The following is a 19,351-nucleotide window of genomic DNA, read 5'->3' as shown; positions in this document are numbered from 1 at the left end:
GGTTGCGGCAACAGACAGTGAATACTGCCTGTTGCCCCGTAAACTATAAGTTGTTCCATGCAGAAGAAATGCGTTCGCTTTCTTCGCTATTCATCACCAGTTCTCCTACTGCTTTTAATGGATCTGCCACCATATCGCTCAACAGGCTTACATAGCCATCCGCCCAGCTTTCCACTGTTTCCCTGTTAAACAGGGCAGTATTAAAATAGAAACCTGCATGTAACTGTTCTTCCATTTCAATGATGCTGATACTGAGATCATATTTTACCTGCTCTACAGGTGGAAACGTAACGGCTACTTCCAGGCCTCTGAAACGGAAATGGTTTTTCACGCTGTTCATATCTATTTCTGTAGCAATACGCGGTGGGGCAAGCGTAGTATCTGCCGCCAGCAGCGATGAAAAAGAGCAGTCCTGGTAACGGATAATATCCGACAGCCTGGTACGTATATCCAGCAGATAGTCTTTAAGCGGTGTTTCAGGCTGCAGGTGGCTGTAGAATGGCAGCATGCTTACACATTGTCCTACCAGGCAGTTTTCACCCATACGGGCCTGTCCTGCGGAAGGAATGCCAATAACAAAAGCATGTTGTCCGCTCAGTTTGTAGAGCAAAATATTATAGGCAGCCAATAACAGGTTGAACAAAGTCAGTTTTTCCTGCTGTGCGAATGTGGTCAGTTGTTTCCGGAGCGATGCATCCAGGGTGATCGTAAAGCTGCTCCCCTGCTTGCCTGTATTAGCCGTCACCAAGCGGTCTGCCGGCAGCTCAATAGCCGGATAGTCCTGCTGAAATGCTGTTTTCCAGAATGCTTTGCCTGCTTCGTCCTGTTGTTGTACCTGTTGCCATTCGTTGAATTTTTCTATCGCCACCGTGGATGGCAGCGATACCGGTTCCTTGCCGGTGATAGCAGAATAAGCCTGGCCGATTTCACTCCAGATGACTTCGATGGACCAGCCATCTGCCACGAGGTGATGGACAGTCATCAGGAGGCTATGATGGGTTTCATCGCTTTCCAGTAAAAGAAAACGTATGAAAGGACCTTGTTGCAGATCAAAAGCCTGTTGCCCGTTTTCGCGCAACAGATCTGTGGTGGTGATACCTTGTTCCTGTAAGGCCAGTAGTTCCGCCGCCGTAATTGTTTTAATGATAGCGGCTGCCTTTGTTGCTACCAGCATACCCTTTGCACTCACCTTGACGGTTCTCAGTGCCTGGTGCCTGTTTACAACAATATCAATAGCTTCATACAACGCGTTTTTATCAAGCACACCTGTAAGGGTAGCCACCTGGTTTTCATTAAAAGCGCTGGAAGCTTCCGGATCAGATGCGGCGAGCGCATACAGTTGCTCCTGTTCTTCCGTAAAGGGGATCTCCGACATTACCACCGTGACGGTTGGTCCGGCAGTTACCCAGCCACCGTCCAGCATCTCCGTTACTGACCTGGTAGCAGCCTGGTAGATATAATCTATCTGCTCTTCTGAATGCGCCGCAGAAATAAAACAGTTGCGTCCTTCCCATACATATACCCCGTTGGCCAGCAGATGCTGGTAAAACAGCTCCCAGTTACCTTTCAGCACAAAACGAAACAGCGAACCAAAATTCACAACGGAAATGGGTACACGCTTTTCAGTAAAGAACTGGTTCAGGCGTGCCGCCAGTTTAGCGGTGCGGGCATTCAGTGTTTCCTGTAAACCGGGGCCCTGTTGTTTCAGATACGTCAATATCTGCCACGCAGCCTGCATGGTTAGCGGGTGCTGATTAAAGGTACCGGCTACAAAAGTGGTGGTTTTTTCGGGGTAAGACTGATCGCCAAACTGCCACATACCACCATCTATCGCATCCATGAATTTTGCGCTACCTGCCACTACGCCTACCGGCATACCACCACCTACAATTTTTCCGTAGGTGACCAGGTCCGCTTTTACGCCAAACCAGGCCTGTGCGCCACCCTGGTGAATGCGGAAACCAGTGATTACTTCATCTATGATCATAGCTGCACCAGCCGAAGCGGTAATATCTCTTACCGCATGGAGGAAATCACGCGGCTGTATATCCGGTCTCCGGCTTTGTACTGGTTCTACCAATACTGCTGCCAGTTCGTGAGCGTGCTCCCTGATGAAATCGAGAGACGCCGGCGTAGCGTAATCAAGTACCACTACATTGCTCACATAATTTTCGGCAATGCCTGGCGCCAAAGGAATGGAAGACGCAGGATCAAGCGCGTTAGCCAGTGCCAGCACGCCATCGAATGTACCGTGGTAAGCGCCTTTGAAAAGCACTACCTTATTACGACCCGTGGTGGCTCTGGCCAGCCTGAGTGCGACCATTACTGCTTCGGAACCTGAATTATAAAATGCCACCCTTTCCACACCAGTCATTTCTGAAATGAGCGATGCTACTTTACCCGCTGTTTCCACCATTGGGCCTACCGGGAATCCCTTTTCCAGTTCGGCCATCAAAGCAGCCTTTATAAACGGAGGATTATATCCCAACAGGTTCACCCCAAAGCCCATGGTAAGATCCACATACTGGTTGCCATCCAGGTCCGTAATATTGGCGCCGCTACCTTCTGCTGCAATGATCTGGTAAGTGATCTCTTTCAGCTCAGGACGGAAGCCTGCTACATTCCTGTTGTTGGCCAGTACGCCGCGATATTGCTGGGTAGATGTTTTACTTCTGGCCGTGCGTTGATTAATACGGGCAGCCAGTTGTTGCAGGTGTTGTTGTTGTTGGGGAGATAGGTTATGATCGGATTTTTTCTCTACTTCTTTATAAGGCACAAAGTAGTTGATCTGCGATGGCCTTGCAGCAGCAACAGTTGCTGTTGCTGCCGGCGTAACGGTCAATACCGGTTGCACCGTGCCTGTTACTGCGAGCTGCTCCAGCAGGTAATCTGCGAGTCTGCTCAGCGTAGTCAGTTTATCATAAAACTGCGATAATTCCACCTGCTGTTTCCACTCTTTACGTATGCCCTGAATCAATTGCATGATGATCAGGGAATCCAGTCCGAGCTGGAAAAAGTCGGCATCTTCGCCTATATCTTCCGGCTTCAGATCGGTATCCTTGGCTATCATTGTCCGCACCGCCTTATAAATATCCGCGCGTGTATGCGTAGCCGTTACCGCTGCTGCTACCTGCACAGGAGCTGCTACCGGAGCTGCCTGATCGTAGGTAACCCAGCAACGTACTTCGTTCAGCGGATAAGTGGGTAATGCTATCCTGGTAATACGTTTACCTTTATATAACAACTGCCAGTTGATATTACCACCTTCCAGGTACAATGCAGCCAGCTCCTGCAGCTGATCATAACTCTCGTTGCTGATATGGGAACGTCTTTCTGCCTGTAATAACAACGTATCTGCTTTCCGTAATGCCTCCTGCAATTGAGCAACATTATCTGTTACTACTGCCAGCCGCCAGGAATAATGCGCCCTGCCGGTATTGGTGGCATAACAGATAGTTTCCAGGTTGTCTTCTTTTTTATCTTCCAGCCACGATACATAACTATTGGCCAGTACCAGCAGATCTTCCCTGCTGGCAGCTGATAATGTAAACAGCTGTGGTGTAGTGGTATGGCGCTGATCTTTAGATGCTGACGGAATGTATTCTTCCAGCACCACATGTGCATTGGTACCACTGATACCAAAAGAACTGATACCACAACGGCGGATATCTGCTGTAGTCAGATTCCAGGGAATACTTTCTGTATTGATATAAAAAGGAGAATCCTTCAGTGTAATTTCACGATTCGGCGCAGTATAATTAATGACCGGAGGTATCTGTTTATGCTGTAATGCCAGTATGCACTTGATCAAACCTGCAATACCAGCAGCTTCAAACAGGTGACCGATATTACTTTTTACGGCGCCCAAAGCACAACCCTGCACAGGTGCATTTGCACCAAACGCATCACTCAGCGCCTGGAACTCTATCGGATCTCCCAGAGACGTACCTGTACCATGTGTTTCGATATAAGTAATCGTAGCCGGATCAATGGAAGCCGCCGCCCATGCACTTTTCAGCACCGCTTCCTGCGCAGCGAGATTAGGTGCGGTGATGCCGGCAGAAGTGCCATCCTGATTAATGGCTGAACCTTTGATCACTGCATGTATACGGTCACCATCAGCGATGGCTTTATCCAGTGGTTTCAACAGCACTACTGCCACACCTTCTCCTACTCCGGCGCCATCTGCAGCAATATCAAATGCCCTTGTTCTGCCGGCAGGTGATTCAAAGCCTACTTCATATTTTCCTTTTTCCGGCACCAGGTATACCCGTCCGCCACCAGCGAGCGCCATCTCACAGTCGCCGTTCATTAATCCTTTACATGCCTGGTGTATAGCCACCAGGGAAGAAGAACAGGCAGTATCAATGGTAATTGCCGGACCTTTGAGATCCAGGAAATAAGAGATGCGGCTGGAAGTGATGGCATTGTTATTACCAGTGAGTGCTAAAGCACTTACATCCTGGTATCCACTGGCAATCATGTCCAGGTACTGGCTGTAGGTATGATCTCCTGACACGCCCATATATACACCGGTACGATCATCTGCCTGGTAGTTACCCAGGTAGCCGGCATCTTCCATTGCCTGCCAGGATGTTTGTAACAGCATGCGTTGCAATGGATGCATCAATGCTGCTTCCTTCTGTTTGAATTTAAAAAAACGGGGATCAAATTTATCAATATCTTCCAGGTAGGCCGCTTCCCTGAACAGGGGCGCTACAGCGCCTTTGCCGGCAGCACGCAGGTAATCCAGCGCGTCTGTGGCACGTTGTTCCGGAAAAGGTCTTATATGATCACGCCCTGCAACAAGATTTTCCCAATAAGCTGCAGGCGTATCTGCCTGCGGAAAACGCAGTGCAATGCCAATCACCGCAATGTCGGCATAGCCACGGCTTTTATCTTCCAGCTGGCCTAACCGTGTTTTATATTCTTCAATTTTTAAATAAGCTTTCTGAAGCGGACTAAGTTCCGCTATTCTTTCTTCCCGGGTTATCATAGTAAATTTTCATTAAGGAGTAAAGCAATTTCTTCATCAGATAAGGAGGCCACTCTTTCGAGTAAACCCACAGCAGCGGCTTCCCGGGCAATAGTGGCGGATGGTATATGCACTGCCGCCGGGAATAATGTCTTTTCTATGAACAGGGCCAATCTTTCTATAACAGGATATTTATATAGCACCCCAATACCTACCGGGATGTTTAGTTTGCGTTCGAGTATTCCTTTGAGCTGCATGGCGTGCAATGATTTCAGCCCCTGATCCGTGAGTGGCTGCTGCAGATCTATTTCCTGTGCAGATACTTTTATGAGCAGGGCCACTGTTTCCCGCAGCCACTGCGCTATTGCCTGCACCCGTGCAGCATGCGGTTCATCCTTCCATTGCTGCAGGAAAATATCGCCGGACAATGCCTTCAGTTCATTCAGTGTATCGTCAAATTCTCCATTGCGGAAACGCTGTATCAATTCATAGTGCTGTATTTTTCCGCTGGTAGTTTTAGGAATTTCCCTTACCGGCACTACATGATCCGGCACAATAGAAAGCACGTCGCCCAGCTTCTCTGTGATGGCTTCTTCCAAAACAGCAAATGCAGGTAGCTGTCCTTTGAACAATACAAATACCGCTAACTTTTCTTTTTCATTACCACTTCCGGGAATACCCACTGCCACTACTTTTCCGGCGGAAACACCCGGAACATCAAAAAGAATACGCTCAATATCATGGTGGTAATAATTTTGTCCGTGCAGGATGATCATGTTCTTATGCCGGCCGGTGATCACCAACATCCCGTTGGCTTGCTGGAAACCCAGGTCACCGGTTCTTACCCAGTTATCGGAGGTCAGGATAGCATTTGTAGCTGCCTCGTTGCGGTAATAACCGGATGTAACATTTAATCCGCTTATTTGAATATGGCCTACCGTACCAAATCGAAGTACTTCATCTTTATCTCCGCAAACCCTTACCCTGCAATGGGTTGCTGGAAATCCTACTTCTACAAAACCTACTGTTCCTGTATGTGCATTTTCCTCCGCCACCACCTCGTCACCTATTCCTAATGCATCCCGTTGCAGATACAGTTCCCGTACAGGTGTTCCCTGCTTACTCAGTGTTACACATACAGATGCTTCTGCCAGTCCATACCCTGGTGCAATACAAACCGGCGATAAGCCGTAGCTTTGCAGCCTGCTGGTAAATCGCCKGCATACATCCGCAGAAATAGGCTCAGCACCATTAATAATCATTTTCACAGAAGACAGATCCCAGTTACCTACCGGTTTATTATCCAGTGCTTCCAGGAAATATTCATATCCAAAATTGGGAGAATACAAAATGGTAGCCTTATGCTTGTTCACTGATTCCATCCAAAGCAGTGGACGGCGGATGAACAAAGCAGTAAGCATCAGGTATTGGGTACAACCTGTGAGTACACCGGTCAGGTGAAAACAGATCATCCCCATATCATGGGTGAGCGGCATCCAGCTCAGCTCTTTATCCTCAGCCGTCAGCTGTTTGCGTTCGGCCAAATCAGTAGTATTATAAAAGAGATTGCGATGGGTGAGCATGACTCCTTTGGGTGACCCCGTAGATCCGGAAGAATATTGTACAAAAGCCAGGTCGTCTGCTAAAGGGGTATGTAACTCAGGCGTGTCGGGCTGTTCATCAAATGACATCCCGGCGTCTATAATGCTGTGCTGCAGCGCCAGCACATCTGTTCCTGGTAAATCAGTCTGTATATAAGTAATCAATCGCTGTACATGATCACTTCCTGCAAAAAGATAGGGACGTTTTAAATTTTCGCGGATCTTCAGCACTTTCAGTTTGTGTTCATTTTTATTGCCGGTGGATACGGGAATGGGGATGATTCCCCCTAAAATACAGGCCCAGAAAACAGTCAGTAATATTTCGCTGTCGTCTTCCTGTATGATCAGTTCATCGCCGGCATGCAGACCTTTCTCCTGCTGGAGGTAGTAAAGGCATTGTTTCGCTCTTCTGAATAACAAAGCATAGGAAACAAATACTTCCTGCTCACCACTTTTTATGAAAACAATTCCCTTATTTTCTTCCTGCTGCAGTCGTGACAACATATCTGTCAGCAGTACGCATTCCTTGTGTATAGTATTGCTCATAGGGCTATATCGTTCTATATTTTATATAATAAAATCGGCAAAAGAAGCAATAGAATGCTGGGCCAAAACGGCGCACATTTTATTCACGGAAATAAAATGGCGCACGTTTTAGCAAGCATCACCCTCACCGCACCGGAAAGGTGCAGCAGGTTATAGCAGACGTTTGAAGCATCAGGTATCACAGCAATGTTCCACCAGCGCTGTTAGCCGGGCTGCAAACGTTTAGCTCTGTTTAAGTGAAGAGATTTCTCTGGTGGTTGATCAATGGAATAATTACTATATGCCAGGGGTGTGACATCACGGCTCAGTTACAGTTACACTTATCTTCCTGACAGGCATAATTTCCTCCATGATCAATGTGACGAACTCTTTTTTCAGGATACTAACATCATACTTCTTGCTCTAATCTAATCATCAATAGGGTTTCTTTAAATTCTAGTCGTTGTTTATATACTTTAACGATACAATAAAGCTCTGACATGCAGGTGGCGCCTGCATTTTATAAATAAGCGTACAGTTATCACCATTGTGTGACATAGTAAAGCTATACGACATAGAATGTCATTTCAATAACATAATTATCGATACAGCGAAGAAGAGGCGGTTTCTTCACAGCACATAATTTAATGTCCTGGGGGATAATAATGCTTTGTATTAACAGCAACAGCTATTCAAGGGTCTCATAAGTCATTTTTCTTTGGGTGAATTAAAGTCAGGAGGAACCTGCGGGCTAATACAGTATATTCCGTGTATACTATCCTAACCTTTTCTCAGTAACTCGATAAAACAGCTAAATAAAAGATGTAACGCAACATGTTTTTCAAGTAACTAAAACAATACTTAAGGAACTTACTATCATCACATGGAGCAATGTCTACATTGAGGTGTGGTGGATTAACCTTTAATTCAGTAAGTATGAATGTTCAATAATTTCCGTGTATAAAAGAACAATCTGGGCGTAAAATACGAGAAAAAACACGATATAACCAAATTTCCATGCCCAATAAAAATTATTTCCACATTAAAAAAACATTAACACCCTTCGCTGATTAGTAATACTAACTTTTTTCAGAATAATACTAAACCCAAAGATCAGGCGTATTAACTAAATCCACTGCTAAAACAACGCAGCGCCGCAAATAGCGAACGATATGAAAATATTTTTTTTACTTAAACGATATCCATTTACTTTGCATCCTGATTAACGCTAACCCAAAACGGAACTATCATTATTATCCTATCTTCATAAATCCATTTTTATAATGAAAAATCCATTTCTTCTCTTTTGCCTGCTATTACTGGCATTAGCATCTGTTGCCCAGCAAACCACTAAAACAGATATGGTGATTAAAACAAGCGGCGACATTCTTAAAGTACAGGTATTTAAAGTCACCAACAGCACCATCAGTTTCAGGTATCCCGGAGAAGCTGTTGAGAATGTAATACCAACAACAGAAATCAACAAGATCGTTTTTTCGAGCGGCCGGGAACAGAGCTTCAGCAGCAATGTACCTGCTAAAAAAAATGATAGTCAACCTCCTGTTACTAATGAGGCCCCCGCTCTTCCACTGAAAGAAACCGGTAATAACAGTGCCTTACCTGTTGCACCTAACAGTGTTGCCATCATACCTCCTTACTTCACACAGGAAGGTGTTTATCGTAAAGACCTCAGTGATCTTGCCCAATCTCATATCATGGACTTTATGCGTAAGAATAAGAAAAAGATCAGTGTTACTCCGGTAGATATAAGGGTTATAAATACACGATTAAGAAGTGGCAACATTGATCTCACTGCTATCAACAGTTATGATATTGCTGCCCTCGCACAAAAAACAGGCACAGAATATATATTGATGTTTGATCTTTTTAAAACTTTTAAGGAAAGACAACAGAGCACATACAGCAGTGCAGAAAGAAATAGTAACGACCATTCTGTTACCAGCACTGCTACAGATAAAGACGCTTATAACATCAGCGCGGAAGTATCGCTCTATAAAAGCGATGGCACAGTAGTATACCAACGTCGCGTGAAACCACTGGACCTGGGCCCTGAACTTACATTGGAAGATGACCTGTGGAAAGGTTATATAAATTTTCTCATGAAGAGGACTCCGCTTTTTAAATAATTTATTCATCCTGTCTGAAGTAAACAGCTTATTTCAGGCAGGATGCTCCTACTTCTCCTTGCTGCATCACCATCATCTGTTTCCTAACTTATCTCCACCCACCGGGCGCAAGGCAAAATACCATAGTAAACAGGCAATTTTGTCAACAGGTGTTTTTTATTATAACGATACTTTTGGAGACTTCTTATTCTAAATAGTATCTGCGTATGAAAATACAATTGCTGAAGCATTCCCTGCTAACGGGTGCAGTTGCCGCCTTAACAACGCTGGCTGTTTCCGCTCAACAACTACCGGTAACAAAAGGGCCCTATCAACCCACCAACGAGTCTTTAAAACAATACCAATACCCCGAATGGTTCCGCGATGCCAAGTTTGGCATATGGGCACATTGGGGACCGCAGGCAGTACCACGCATGGGCGACTGGTATGCCAGGGCCATGTATGAAGAAGGCAGCGCGGACTATAAATATCACGTGGCCCACTACGGGCATCCTTCCAAATTCGGTTATAAGGATATCATCCCACTCTGGAAAGCGGAGAAATGGGATCCGGAAAAGCTGATGGCACTTTATAAAAAAGCGGGGGCCAGGTACTTTGTGAGCATGGGCAGCCACCACGATAATTTTTTCCTCTGGAACTCTAAAATTCACAAATGGAATGCAGTGAACATGGGACCCAAAAAAGATGTAGTGGGTTTGTGGCAGCAGGCAGCTAAAAAAGAAGGGCTGTATTTCGGCGTATCAGAGCATCTTGCGGCCAGCTATACCTGGTATCAACCGAGCCACAGCGCTGATAAAGGCGGGGATTTAAAAGGCGTCCCTTACGATGGAAACGATCCGGCTTATGCTGATCTTTATCATACCGCCGCTGCGCCCGATGATAAAGGCTGGCTCACCACCAATCCCGAATGGATGAAATTATGGTATAGTTACGTAGAAGAACTGGTAGAAACCTACCATCCTGACCTGCTCTATTCCGACAGTCAGCTACCCTTTGACGACATTGGCCGCAGCATGCTGGCCAACTACTACAATGATAATATTGCCTGGCACAAAGGGAAACCCACTGCCGTGTATAATTGTAAGCAACCCTCCGAAGGAATGTGGGCACAGGACCTGGAAAGAGGTGTACAGGATACGATCAGTCCATTCCCCTGGCAAACGGATACTTCCATCGGCGACTGGTATTATCGCACCGGGCAGCACTACAAATCCGCCACTGACGTGCTGCGTATGCTGGTAGACATTGTCAGCAAAAACGGTAACCTGCTCATCAACATCGTACAAACACCTGAGGGCGACCTGGAACCCGATATGCTGAAAACACTGGATGAAATAGGCAACTGGATAGCGGCCAATGGCGAAGGCATCTACGGCAGCCGACCCTGGAAAATATACGGGGAAAAACCGGCCAATACCACCACGGTTAAAGCAGGTAATTTTAACGAAGAAAAAGTAAAATACACGGCGGAAGATATCCGGTTTACCAGCAAAGGCAATCACCTGTATGCTTACTTCCTGGACACCCCCTCCGGTGATATCCGCATCAAATCATTAGGTAAAAAAGGCCACCTGAATAATAAAACAATTGCTTCGGTAAAAATGCTGGGCAGCAATGAAAAAGTGCAGTGGAAAGAGGAAGATGATGCCCTGGTGATCAGCAAACCCGCTCACCTGCCGTCATGGAAAGTTATTGGTTTCAAATTTGGTTTTAAATAATGATGCCAGCCGTTACCGCTGTCACAAACGATTTCTTTAGAGGCGGCCGGAAGGAACTTCTTCCCTGATTCTTACAAAAATGAGAAAAAATACTTACATTTAAGAGTAAGTATAAACCATTTTTATTTCCTTTCCGGCCACAGCACGATTATGAAAGCAGTACTGAAAAAAGTTACTCCGCCACCAGAGAGTTCCTTTACTGTAAGAAAAGATATAGGGGAAAACATGCGTAATATCTGGCATTTTCACCCTGAACTGGAATTGTTGTTCATAAAGAAAAGCTCAGGTACCTGGCTGATAGGCGACTATATCGGCCCTTTCCAAAGCGGCGATGTTGTTTTAATTGGTGCTAACCTGCCCCACTCCTTTCGTCATGAGGATACCTTTATCCGTGAACAGAAAGGACAATCCGGTGAGGCGGTGGTAGCCCTGTTCAAACAGGATATACCCAGCGGCACCTTGTCCGCATGGCCGGAAATGCGTAAACTCACCCAACTGCTGTCGCTCTCCCGTCAGGGTATTAAGCTGGAAGGCGACACCTGCCGCAACGTTGCCAGTATGATGGAAGACCTGCTGGTACAATCACCCGGCAGCAGATTACTCACCTTGCTGCAGATACTGTACCTGATAGCTGAGAGTGGTGACTATACGTTGTTATCGACAGAAAGTTTCAATTATGATCCTTCTCAGCACGATAACCAACGGCTGAAAACCGTGATTGAATACACGCATAACAACTTCCGGAGTAAATTAACCCTGGAAGATGCCGCCGCATTGATTCATATGACCGGCACTTCATTTTGCAGGTACTTTAAGGTTAAAACAGGAAAAACATATATCCGGTTTCTCACCGAATTAAGGATTGGATATGCCTGCCAGCAACTCATTGACTCAGATAAGAGCATCACGGAGATCTGCTATGAATGCGGCTATAACACGTTGTCTCATTTCATCAACATGTTCAAATTAATAACAGGAAAAAGACCACTGGAGTATAAAAGTCATTTTAAATAAAGTACTCATTATCGCTGCCTGGATGTCAGCAAATACCATCTTTACTAGTGCAAAATTAAATTGCTCATCTTTCTGAGTTTTCCTAAATTGATATGGTTACCCGGTAACTCAAATAACCGATCTAAACCCGTAATTCCTCACATTTAAAAAAGTAGGTATGAAAACTCTGATGCGCGCCATGGGCGCCTTACTCCTGTTTTGTGCTGTTTTTATTGTCAGCAGAAAAACCGGTATCCTGTCGTCCGTACACCCGGTTGTCAATACACTGGAAGCATCCACTTCCAGCAAGTATGCCCTCGCCTATAATGACGAGGTAACGCTGAAATACATGTACGGTTCCACCGTGATGTTTGATTGCACCGGGCGTAATAAAAAACTGATCAATGGCATCTGCGAAACCGGCATAAGGGTAAACGACCAAAGTGTACCTGGCAGCGGTGGACGCTGGTACTGCTACTACCACTACGAATTCAGTGATGGATCTACCAATGGCCCATACAGTGAAACCAATACGGCGCCGTGTTTCATTGATTGATAATACGATCGCTCCCCATAATAATAGCCGGCCTTTAAAAAAGGGCCGGCTATTGTTTTTTAAAAGATCATGTATGCTGTCGTTTCCTACTCCTGGTACCAAGTTGTATAGTGTATTAAGATTATCTGCAAAAGTGTAGTCATTATATTGGCTCCGTTGATCCTATGCCTGAAACAAACTATGTATATATAGTAGCACCGCAGCAGAGGTGGGGTTGAGGTGGAGGTGAGGTGGACTTGATCCGGTGATGACTTTCGGATGTACAACCCAGTGAGAAGAGGAATGTAAAGTATGAATCGGCCATAGCAGCTCTTCTTCAGTACCAGGGGGTAGCTGAGGAAAAAGATATATTATTGAAAGGAAACAGGTGTAAAGGGCTGATTCATGAAAATATCTCCCAGGGCGAGATCGCTTTAATAAATTATATTGTTTATTTAGTATATTTAGAACAACAGGAACAAGAACGAACTTTCATTAAAATCGCGTTATGAGCAATATCCCGAAGAAGCAAAGACTTTTTGATGCAATCAGCTGGCAGTTATCACAATTCCCTAAACCGGATATGCTGGCGGCGAAAGTAAATGGAACCTGGAAAACCTATGATACGGCCAGTGTCAGCGACATCGTAAACCGTTTCAGCGCAGGGCTATTGCAGCTAGGTGTGGGAGGAAATGATTTTACCCCGGAGGGCGCCGATAAAATTGCCATTATCAGTAACAACCGCCCGGAATGGATCTTCACAGACATTGCCGTTCAACAGACTGGTGCAGTACTGGTTCCGATATATCCTACTACCAATCCGGCCGAATTGCAGTTCATTCTGCAGGACGCCGCCGTAAAATATATGTTTGTGAGCAGTAAAGAGTTGTTGGATAAAGTGAACAGTATACGGGATGGGGTGCCTACTTTACAGCATGTTTATACATTTGACGAAATACCAGGTACTACACACTGGTCCGATATTATGGTTCCATCTACGCCGGAACTGCTGGCCCGTGTGGAAGAGATAAAGGACAGCATTGATCCGCATCACCTGGCTACCATTATTTACACATCCGGTACTACGGGCACGCCTAAAGGAGTAATGCTGACGCATCATAACATTGTCTGGAACCTGATGATGTCAAAGGCATCTTTTCCATTTGAAGATGCCCCTCAGCCGTTTAAAGTATTAAGCTTTCTGCCGTTGAATCACATCTTTGAAAAACTGGTTACCTATATATACCTGTTCAGCGGTATCAGCATTTATTATGCGGAGAGCATGGATACCCTGAGCGCCAACCTGAAGGAAGTCAGCCCGGATGGCTTTACCACGGTACCCCGCCTGCTGGAAAAAGTATTCGAAAAAATCATGGCCACCGGCAACGGTTTAACCGGCATTAAACGCCGCCTGTTTTTCTGGGCGGTAGCACTGGCTTCAAAATATGATAACAACATCAGTGGAGGCGCCTGGTACAACCTGCAGCTGGCCATTGCCAACAAACTGGTGTTTAGTAAATGGCGGCAGGCATTGGGTAATAATATCCGTTTTATCGTAACTGGTGGTGCTGCCTGCCAGGAAAAGTTATTGCGCATTTTTAATGCCGCCCGCATCCCGGTATATGAAGGATACGGACCTACAGAAAACAGCCCGGTAATTTCCGTAAACAGGAAATCACCCGGCGGCGTGAAGTTTGGCACCGTAGGACCTCCTATCAACGAACTGGAAGTAAAGCTGGAAGAAGATGGGGAGATTTGTGTAAAAGGGCCCAGCGTGATGAAAGGCTATTACAAACGTCCCGACCTCACCGCAGAAACGGTGATAGATGGCTGGTTACATACCGGTGATGTAGGGGTTTGGGTAGATGATAAATTCCTGAAAATAACGGATCGGAAAAAAGAACTGTTTAAAACCAGTGGCGGAAAATATGTGGCCCCGCAGCCGATTGAAAACAAGTTCAAGGAAAGCCCTTTTATTGAACAGATCATGGTAGTAGGCGCCGGACAGAAATTTACGGGTGCATTGATAGTGCCTGCCTATACCTACCTGAAGTACTGGATGAACCAGCAAAATATTCCTTATACCACCAACGAAGCCGCCATTAAAACCCCGCGGGTATTGGAAATGTACCAGGAAGTGGTGGATAAATACAACCAATTCTTTAATCACGTGGAACAGATCAAGAAATTTGAACTGCTCACAGAAGAATGGAGCATTGCCGGTGGAGAAATGACACCGAAACTTAGCCTGAAACGCAAAGCAGTCATGGAGAAATTCAAGGATGTGGTAACGCAGATTTATAGCTAACGATCTTTCCCTTACTTTTGCGCAAAACAAGGATCGGTGATGGTAAAAAAAAGAGGACTGTTAACACTGAGTTTCAACAGGGATAAAATAGCATCTTCCAGGGAATATCCTTTTAATATTCCTGCGTTGAGAAACTTTTCCTCACTTGAATTTCATCCTAAAGTCACTTACCTCTCCGGTGAAAATGGAATGGGTAAATCTACCCTGATTGAAGCTATTGCTGTCAACTGCGGTTTTAATCCGGAAGGTGGTTCCAAAAATTTCAATTTTGCTACCCGGGCTTCCCATTCTGTCTTACACGAGTATATCAGGATAGCCCGGGCACCGATACGCCCAAAGGATGGCTTCTTTTTGAGGAGTGAAAGCTTTTTCAATGTGGGAACCAATATTGAACACTTAGACTCCGATCCGTACTCTGGTATAAAAGTGATCGAAGATTATGGAGGCGTTTCTTTACATGAACAATCTCATGGAGAAGCATTTTGGGCGCTGTTCATACACCGCTTCTCCGGAAATGCGCTATATATCCTGGATGAACCCGAGGCGGCCCTCTCCCCCATGCGGCAAATGGCGATGCTGACAAGAATGCATGAACTGATCCAACAGGATGCCCAATTCATCATTGCTACCCATTCCCCCATTGTAATGGCTTATCCTGATGCCACTATCTATGAGCTCAGCGAAAATGGGATACGTAAAACAAGTTATACGGAAACGGAGAATTATAAAACATCCCGGCAGTTTATCAATAACCATGAAAACATGGTGAAGATTTTATTGGGAGAAGGCTGAGGGCGAATAACCTTCTTTACATTTCCTTTCTACAGGCTGTTCATTAAAAGCAGCTGCAGATAAAATAATTTGCGGCCGCTGAGTTAAACAACAACATGAAACATATTTTTCTATTAGCCGCCTTATTTCTGCTTCTTTTGCCGGCGTACGGCCAATCTCTTTACATTAAAACGTTTGGGCATAAAAAAGGCCTCCCTGTCATATTTATTCATGGTGGCCCCAGGGGCAACTCATTGCTTTTTGAAGCCACTACTGCGCAACAACTGGCGAATAGAGGCTTTTATGTCATTGTATATGACCGCAGAGGCGAAGGCCGCTCTACCTATGAAAATGCAAAAGTGACCTACCAGGAAGCATTCGACGACCTGAATGGTATCTATCAACGATTCCGGCTTAAACGTGCGAACATTATCGGCTTCAGCTTTGGCGGGTTGGTGGCTACGCTGTTTGCCCAAAAACATCCGGAGAAAATAGATGCCCTTATTCTGACAAGTGGCCTCTTCTCCCAGCAGGAAACTTACGATCACATATTGGATTCCGTAAAAACCATTTATACACGAAAACACGATACGTTAAAATTAAAACAGGCATTATCCGTCTCAAATCTTTCTAAAAATTCAGCGGAGTATCGCAAAGAATGCTTTGCATTAGCCGCTGAAAATGGATTCTTCAAAGTCGCCAATAGCACAGAGGAGGCAAAAAAGATTTATGCTGCCTATGATGCAGGCGGCTTAAAAGATATCAGAAATGATCAGGCACCCGAACTTTTCTATAAAAATGAAAAGCGCACTAACATTGATGTAAAGCCGATATTGTCCGATTTAAAGCACCGAAATATGCGCATATATGCATTGTATGGAAAGCAGGATGGCATCTTTTCCAAAGCACAAATGGCCAGTCTCCGGAATATAGTAGGCGACTCCCATTTCGAATACCTGGATAGTGCTTCGCATTATCTTTTTGTGGACAGACAAACGGCTTTTCTGAATAGTCTGCAGCAGTGGTTAAAAAAGCAGTAAGCGAGGGACAGTGGAGTAAATAAAATGATAGTCATTATTTTCCAGGCGATAATCGCATAGCAAAAAGCCCACTCCATAGCAGAGCAGAAGATATTTCAATGATAAAAGCTGGTTCCTGTTAATCGTGTATCTATCGGTATTACCGGGGCATTTGACAGATGCTGTTAATACATTTTCAGAAGAAGAAAACCCTATTGTCTTCCCAGACTTTTTTCACAACTTTCATTTACGGCGTGGGGCCGCTACCTATTCCTCTGGTGCTCCTGCATCACCTTCCTTCTGCCGGCCATTCAGGGCGGTCTATAAAGTTTATAAATACTACACTAATGAGTTATTTTCTTTCAGAAAGGTGGTAAGCGATGGGGGACAAACGTTTAGGCATCCGGGTTAACCAATCGTTGTTATGAGAAGGCCGAAGGAAGCGCTGCCTGACGCTGTTCATTTTGTTCATTTTATATTCAAGCATCCATTTTATCCTTTCTATCCCGCTATCAGAGTACATTTCATTATTATATCTAAATTAACATTATCAAGTTGAGTTTTTGTAGTGTCTGATAACGCTACTTCGATCAAAATCTGAAATAAAAAGTGAATTAGGATCATCATCAATCAACTAGCTATCGAAAATCCAAATGGCATCCTACCCAAAACCACCTCAGCACTTTTACACACTTGATGCATTCAGAGGCATTGCCGCCATGATCGTTGTGATGTATCACTGGCAGTTTTTCTATTATGCAGATTATACCTACGTGGCCGGAGGCTTTGATAAAACAGCACTTCCGCTATACCGGTATTTCTCTCTATTCTATAACGATGCCCCGGTAGCGGTGGACCTGTTCTTTCTGCTGTCAGGTTTTATATTCTTTTGGTTGTACGCAGACAAAGTTGCCGACCATAAACTGTCTTTCAGGAAGTTTATGGGATACCGGCTTAGCCGGCTCTACCCCATTCACTTTGTCACCTTGATACTGGTGGCAATACTGCAATGGCTGATGTTAAAAACAATGGGCCACTATTTCATCGGACAATATAATGACTCCTATCATTTCGTTTTGAATCTCCTGTTTTTGCAAAGCTGGGGATTTGAGAAAGGGCCATCATTTAATGGCCCAGCCTGGTCTGCCTCCGTAGAAGTATTCCTGTATTTAGTGTTTTTCCTGGTCTGCTACCTGAGATTACAAAACAAAAAGGTATTGTTACTGCTGCTGATCCCTGTCGGCGCATTCGTGCAATATTATTTCAGCCTGATTGGAAAAGGAATGTATTCCTTTTTTTTAGGTGCGCTTGTTTACTACTGGTACATTTGGTTAGTAAAAGAACACAAGGCCAATAAAACCTTACCCCTGCTCATGGCCATAACTGTATTGCTATGGATCATGATACTTGCGGAGTATCACCTGTCTTTCATGCAGAACCTGTGGTTAAAGTACTACCCGCTGGTAATGCCCGGCAAAAAACCTGAATCCGCGCTGGCGGCGTTTGGATTACTCAGAAACTTCTTCTTCCGTACCGCTGTTGCACCATGTACCGTTTTAACCTTTGCATTATGGGAAACGGTGAAAGGTACGATTAACAGCAAATGGGGAATAATAGGTAATTGCAGTTATGCAATGTATCTCCTTCATTTTCCCTTAATGATCACTTTTGCCCTTGGCATTGACCTGTTCGGTATCAACCGCATGGCATTGCATTCACCATATACTTTATTACTGTTTTTCCTGGTGCTGATACCGCTCAGCTTTGTCGCTTACTATTATTTCGAATTACCTGCCCAGGAAAAAATCAGGGCAACATTTTTCAAAAAGAATACACCAAATATTAGTATTACCGAAGTCAAAATAACAACGTAGAAGGATCCTGTTTAAACTGGCTTATCGGCTGTCTACGCTGAGCCTCCCGATGTGTGTAGTGATGAATGCTTTCATGGTTCACTTTTCACGCGATACCTGCATTTATATATTAATTACTAAATATGGGATTAAAATTCAGATTACCACTGATCATGTTACTGGTTATCATTTACGGTTGCTCCAGCAGCCGCAAACTGACCTATTTCAATGACCTGGCCGCCACTTCGGGAGCCGACTCCCTTAGCCGGTTACAACAACTAAAAATACAACCCGGTGATATTCTGCAGATCACCATTACTACACTCGACAAAGAAATATCGCAGATTTTTAATCCCAACGCTGCTGCCTCCGGTCCCACTGCCAACAATGGCATGGAACAGGGTTACCTGGTAGACAGCATCGGAAATATAGCCTTGCCCGTTATTGGCAAAATAAATGTAAAAGACAAAACAACTGCTGAAATTAATGACCTGGTATCTCATGAGCTGGAGAAAACGGTTCGTAATGCTTATGTATCTACCCGCCTGGTTAATTTCAGGGTATCAGTATTGGGAGATGTTGCCCATCCGGGCTCTTTTCGTATAGGCGCAGAAAGAGCGTCCCTCCTGGATGCGTTGAGTATGGCAGGAGATCTCAATGTAACTGCTAAAAGAGACGATATCATGATTATTCGGGAAGTAAATGGTATAAAAACGTATGCCACCATCAACCTGAACGACAGCAAAACGCTCTCCTCTCCTTATTATTATCTCAGCAACAATGATGTTATTTATGTGAAACCTGGCCCTGACCGTACGTTTGCCACGTCCAAAACGATACAGTTATTACCAGCAATTATAGGTGTGATATCACTTCTTACCACGATTGTCATTCTAAGTAAATGAT

General features: G+C 44.8%; 11 protein-coding genes. 9 read left to right on the top strand and 2 right to left on the bottom strand.

Annotated features, from left to right (window positions below):
* Nucleotides 1–43: 43 nt before the first annotated feature.
* Nucleotides 44–4,996, bottom strand: coding sequence for an aminotransferase class III-fold pyridoxal phosphate-dependent enzyme (locus tag AC1DCV_RS24610; RefSeq protein ID WP_477025650.1), 4,953 nt, complete (start codon nucleotides 4,994–4,996; stop codon nucleotides 44–46).
* Nucleotides 4,993–7,122, bottom strand: coding sequence for an AMP-binding protein (locus tag AC1DCV_RS24605; protein ID WP_477025649.1), 2,130 nt, complete (start codon nucleotides 7,120–7,122; stop codon nucleotides 4,993–4,995). The genes AC1DCV_RS24610 and AC1DCV_RS24605 overlap by 4 nt, the downstream gene beginning before the upstream one ends.
* Nucleotides 7,123–8,384: 1,262 nt before the next feature.
* Here AC1DCV_RS24605 and AC1DCV_RS24600 point away from each other — a divergent pair.
* The 9 genes from AC1DCV_RS24600 (at nucleotide 8,385) to AC1DCV_RS24560 (ending at nucleotide 19,350) form a co-directional block, all read left to right on the top strand.
* A complete protein-coding gene (locus AC1DCV_RS24600) occupies nucleotides 8,385–9,248 on the top strand; it encodes a hypothetical protein (RefSeq protein ID WP_477025648.1) in 864 nt (287 codons plus the stop codon).
* A 206-nt stretch (nucleotides 9,249–9,454) separates the two neighbouring features.
* The gene (locus tag AC1DCV_RS24595) at nucleotides 9,455–10,966 is read left to right on the top strand and encodes an alpha-L-fucosidase (protein WP_477025647.1); all 1,512 of its coding nucleotides are present in this window, start codon (nucleotides 9,455–9,457) and stop codon (nucleotides 10,964–10,966) included.
* Nucleotides 10,967–11,116: 150 nt separating this feature from the next.
* Nucleotides 11,117–11,980 carry an AraC family transcriptional regulator gene (locus AC1DCV_RS24590; protein ID WP_477025646.1) on the top strand — a complete coding sequence of 288 codons (864 nt, stop codon included), beginning with the start codon at nucleotides 11,117–11,119 and terminating at the stop codon, nucleotides 11,978–11,980.
* A 157-nt stretch (nucleotides 11,981–12,137) separates the two neighbouring features.
* Nucleotides 12,138–12,515, top strand: coding sequence for a hypothetical protein (locus AC1DCV_RS24585; RefSeq protein WP_477025645.1), 378 nt, complete (start codon nucleotides 12,138–12,140; stop codon nucleotides 12,513–12,515).
* Nucleotides 12,516–13,002: 487 nt separating this feature from the next.
* Nucleotides 13,003–14,802 (top strand): AMP-dependent synthetase/ligase, encoded by a 1,800-nt coding sequence (locus AC1DCV_RS24580; protein ID WP_477025644.1) that lies wholly within the window; start codon nucleotides 13,003–13,005, stop codon nucleotides 14,800–14,802.
* A 39-nt stretch (nucleotides 14,803–14,841) separates the two neighbouring features.
* Entirely contained in the window at nucleotides 14,842–15,594 is a 753-nt protein-coding gene (locus tag AC1DCV_RS24575; RefSeq protein ID WP_477025643.1) for an AAA family ATPase, read from the top strand.
* A gap of 95 nt (nucleotides 15,595–15,689) precedes the next feature.
* Nucleotides 15,690–16,613, top strand: a complete 924-nt coding sequence (locus AC1DCV_RS24570; RefSeq protein WP_477025642.1) for an alpha/beta fold hydrolase — start codon at nucleotides 15,690–15,692, stop codon at nucleotides 16,611–16,613.
* Between the two features lie 632 nt (nucleotides 16,614–17,245).
* Nucleotides 17,246–18,466: an acyltransferase family protein gene (locus AC1DCV_RS24565; protein ID WP_477025641.1), complete on the top strand. Its 1,221-nt coding sequence runs from the start codon at nucleotides 17,246–17,248 to the stop codon at nucleotides 18,464–18,466.
* 122 nt (nucleotides 18,467–18,588) lie between these two features.
* Nucleotides 18,589–19,350, top strand: a complete 762-nt coding sequence (locus AC1DCV_RS24560; protein WP_477025640.1) for a polysaccharide biosynthesis/export family protein — start codon at nucleotides 18,589–18,591, stop codon at nucleotides 19,348–19,350.
* Nucleotide 19,351: the final 1 nt, after the last annotated feature.

It is taken from the genome of Chitinophaga sp. 10T418, from assembly GCF_056394125.1.
This window is presented reverse-complemented; position numbering and strand designations above follow the sequence as displayed.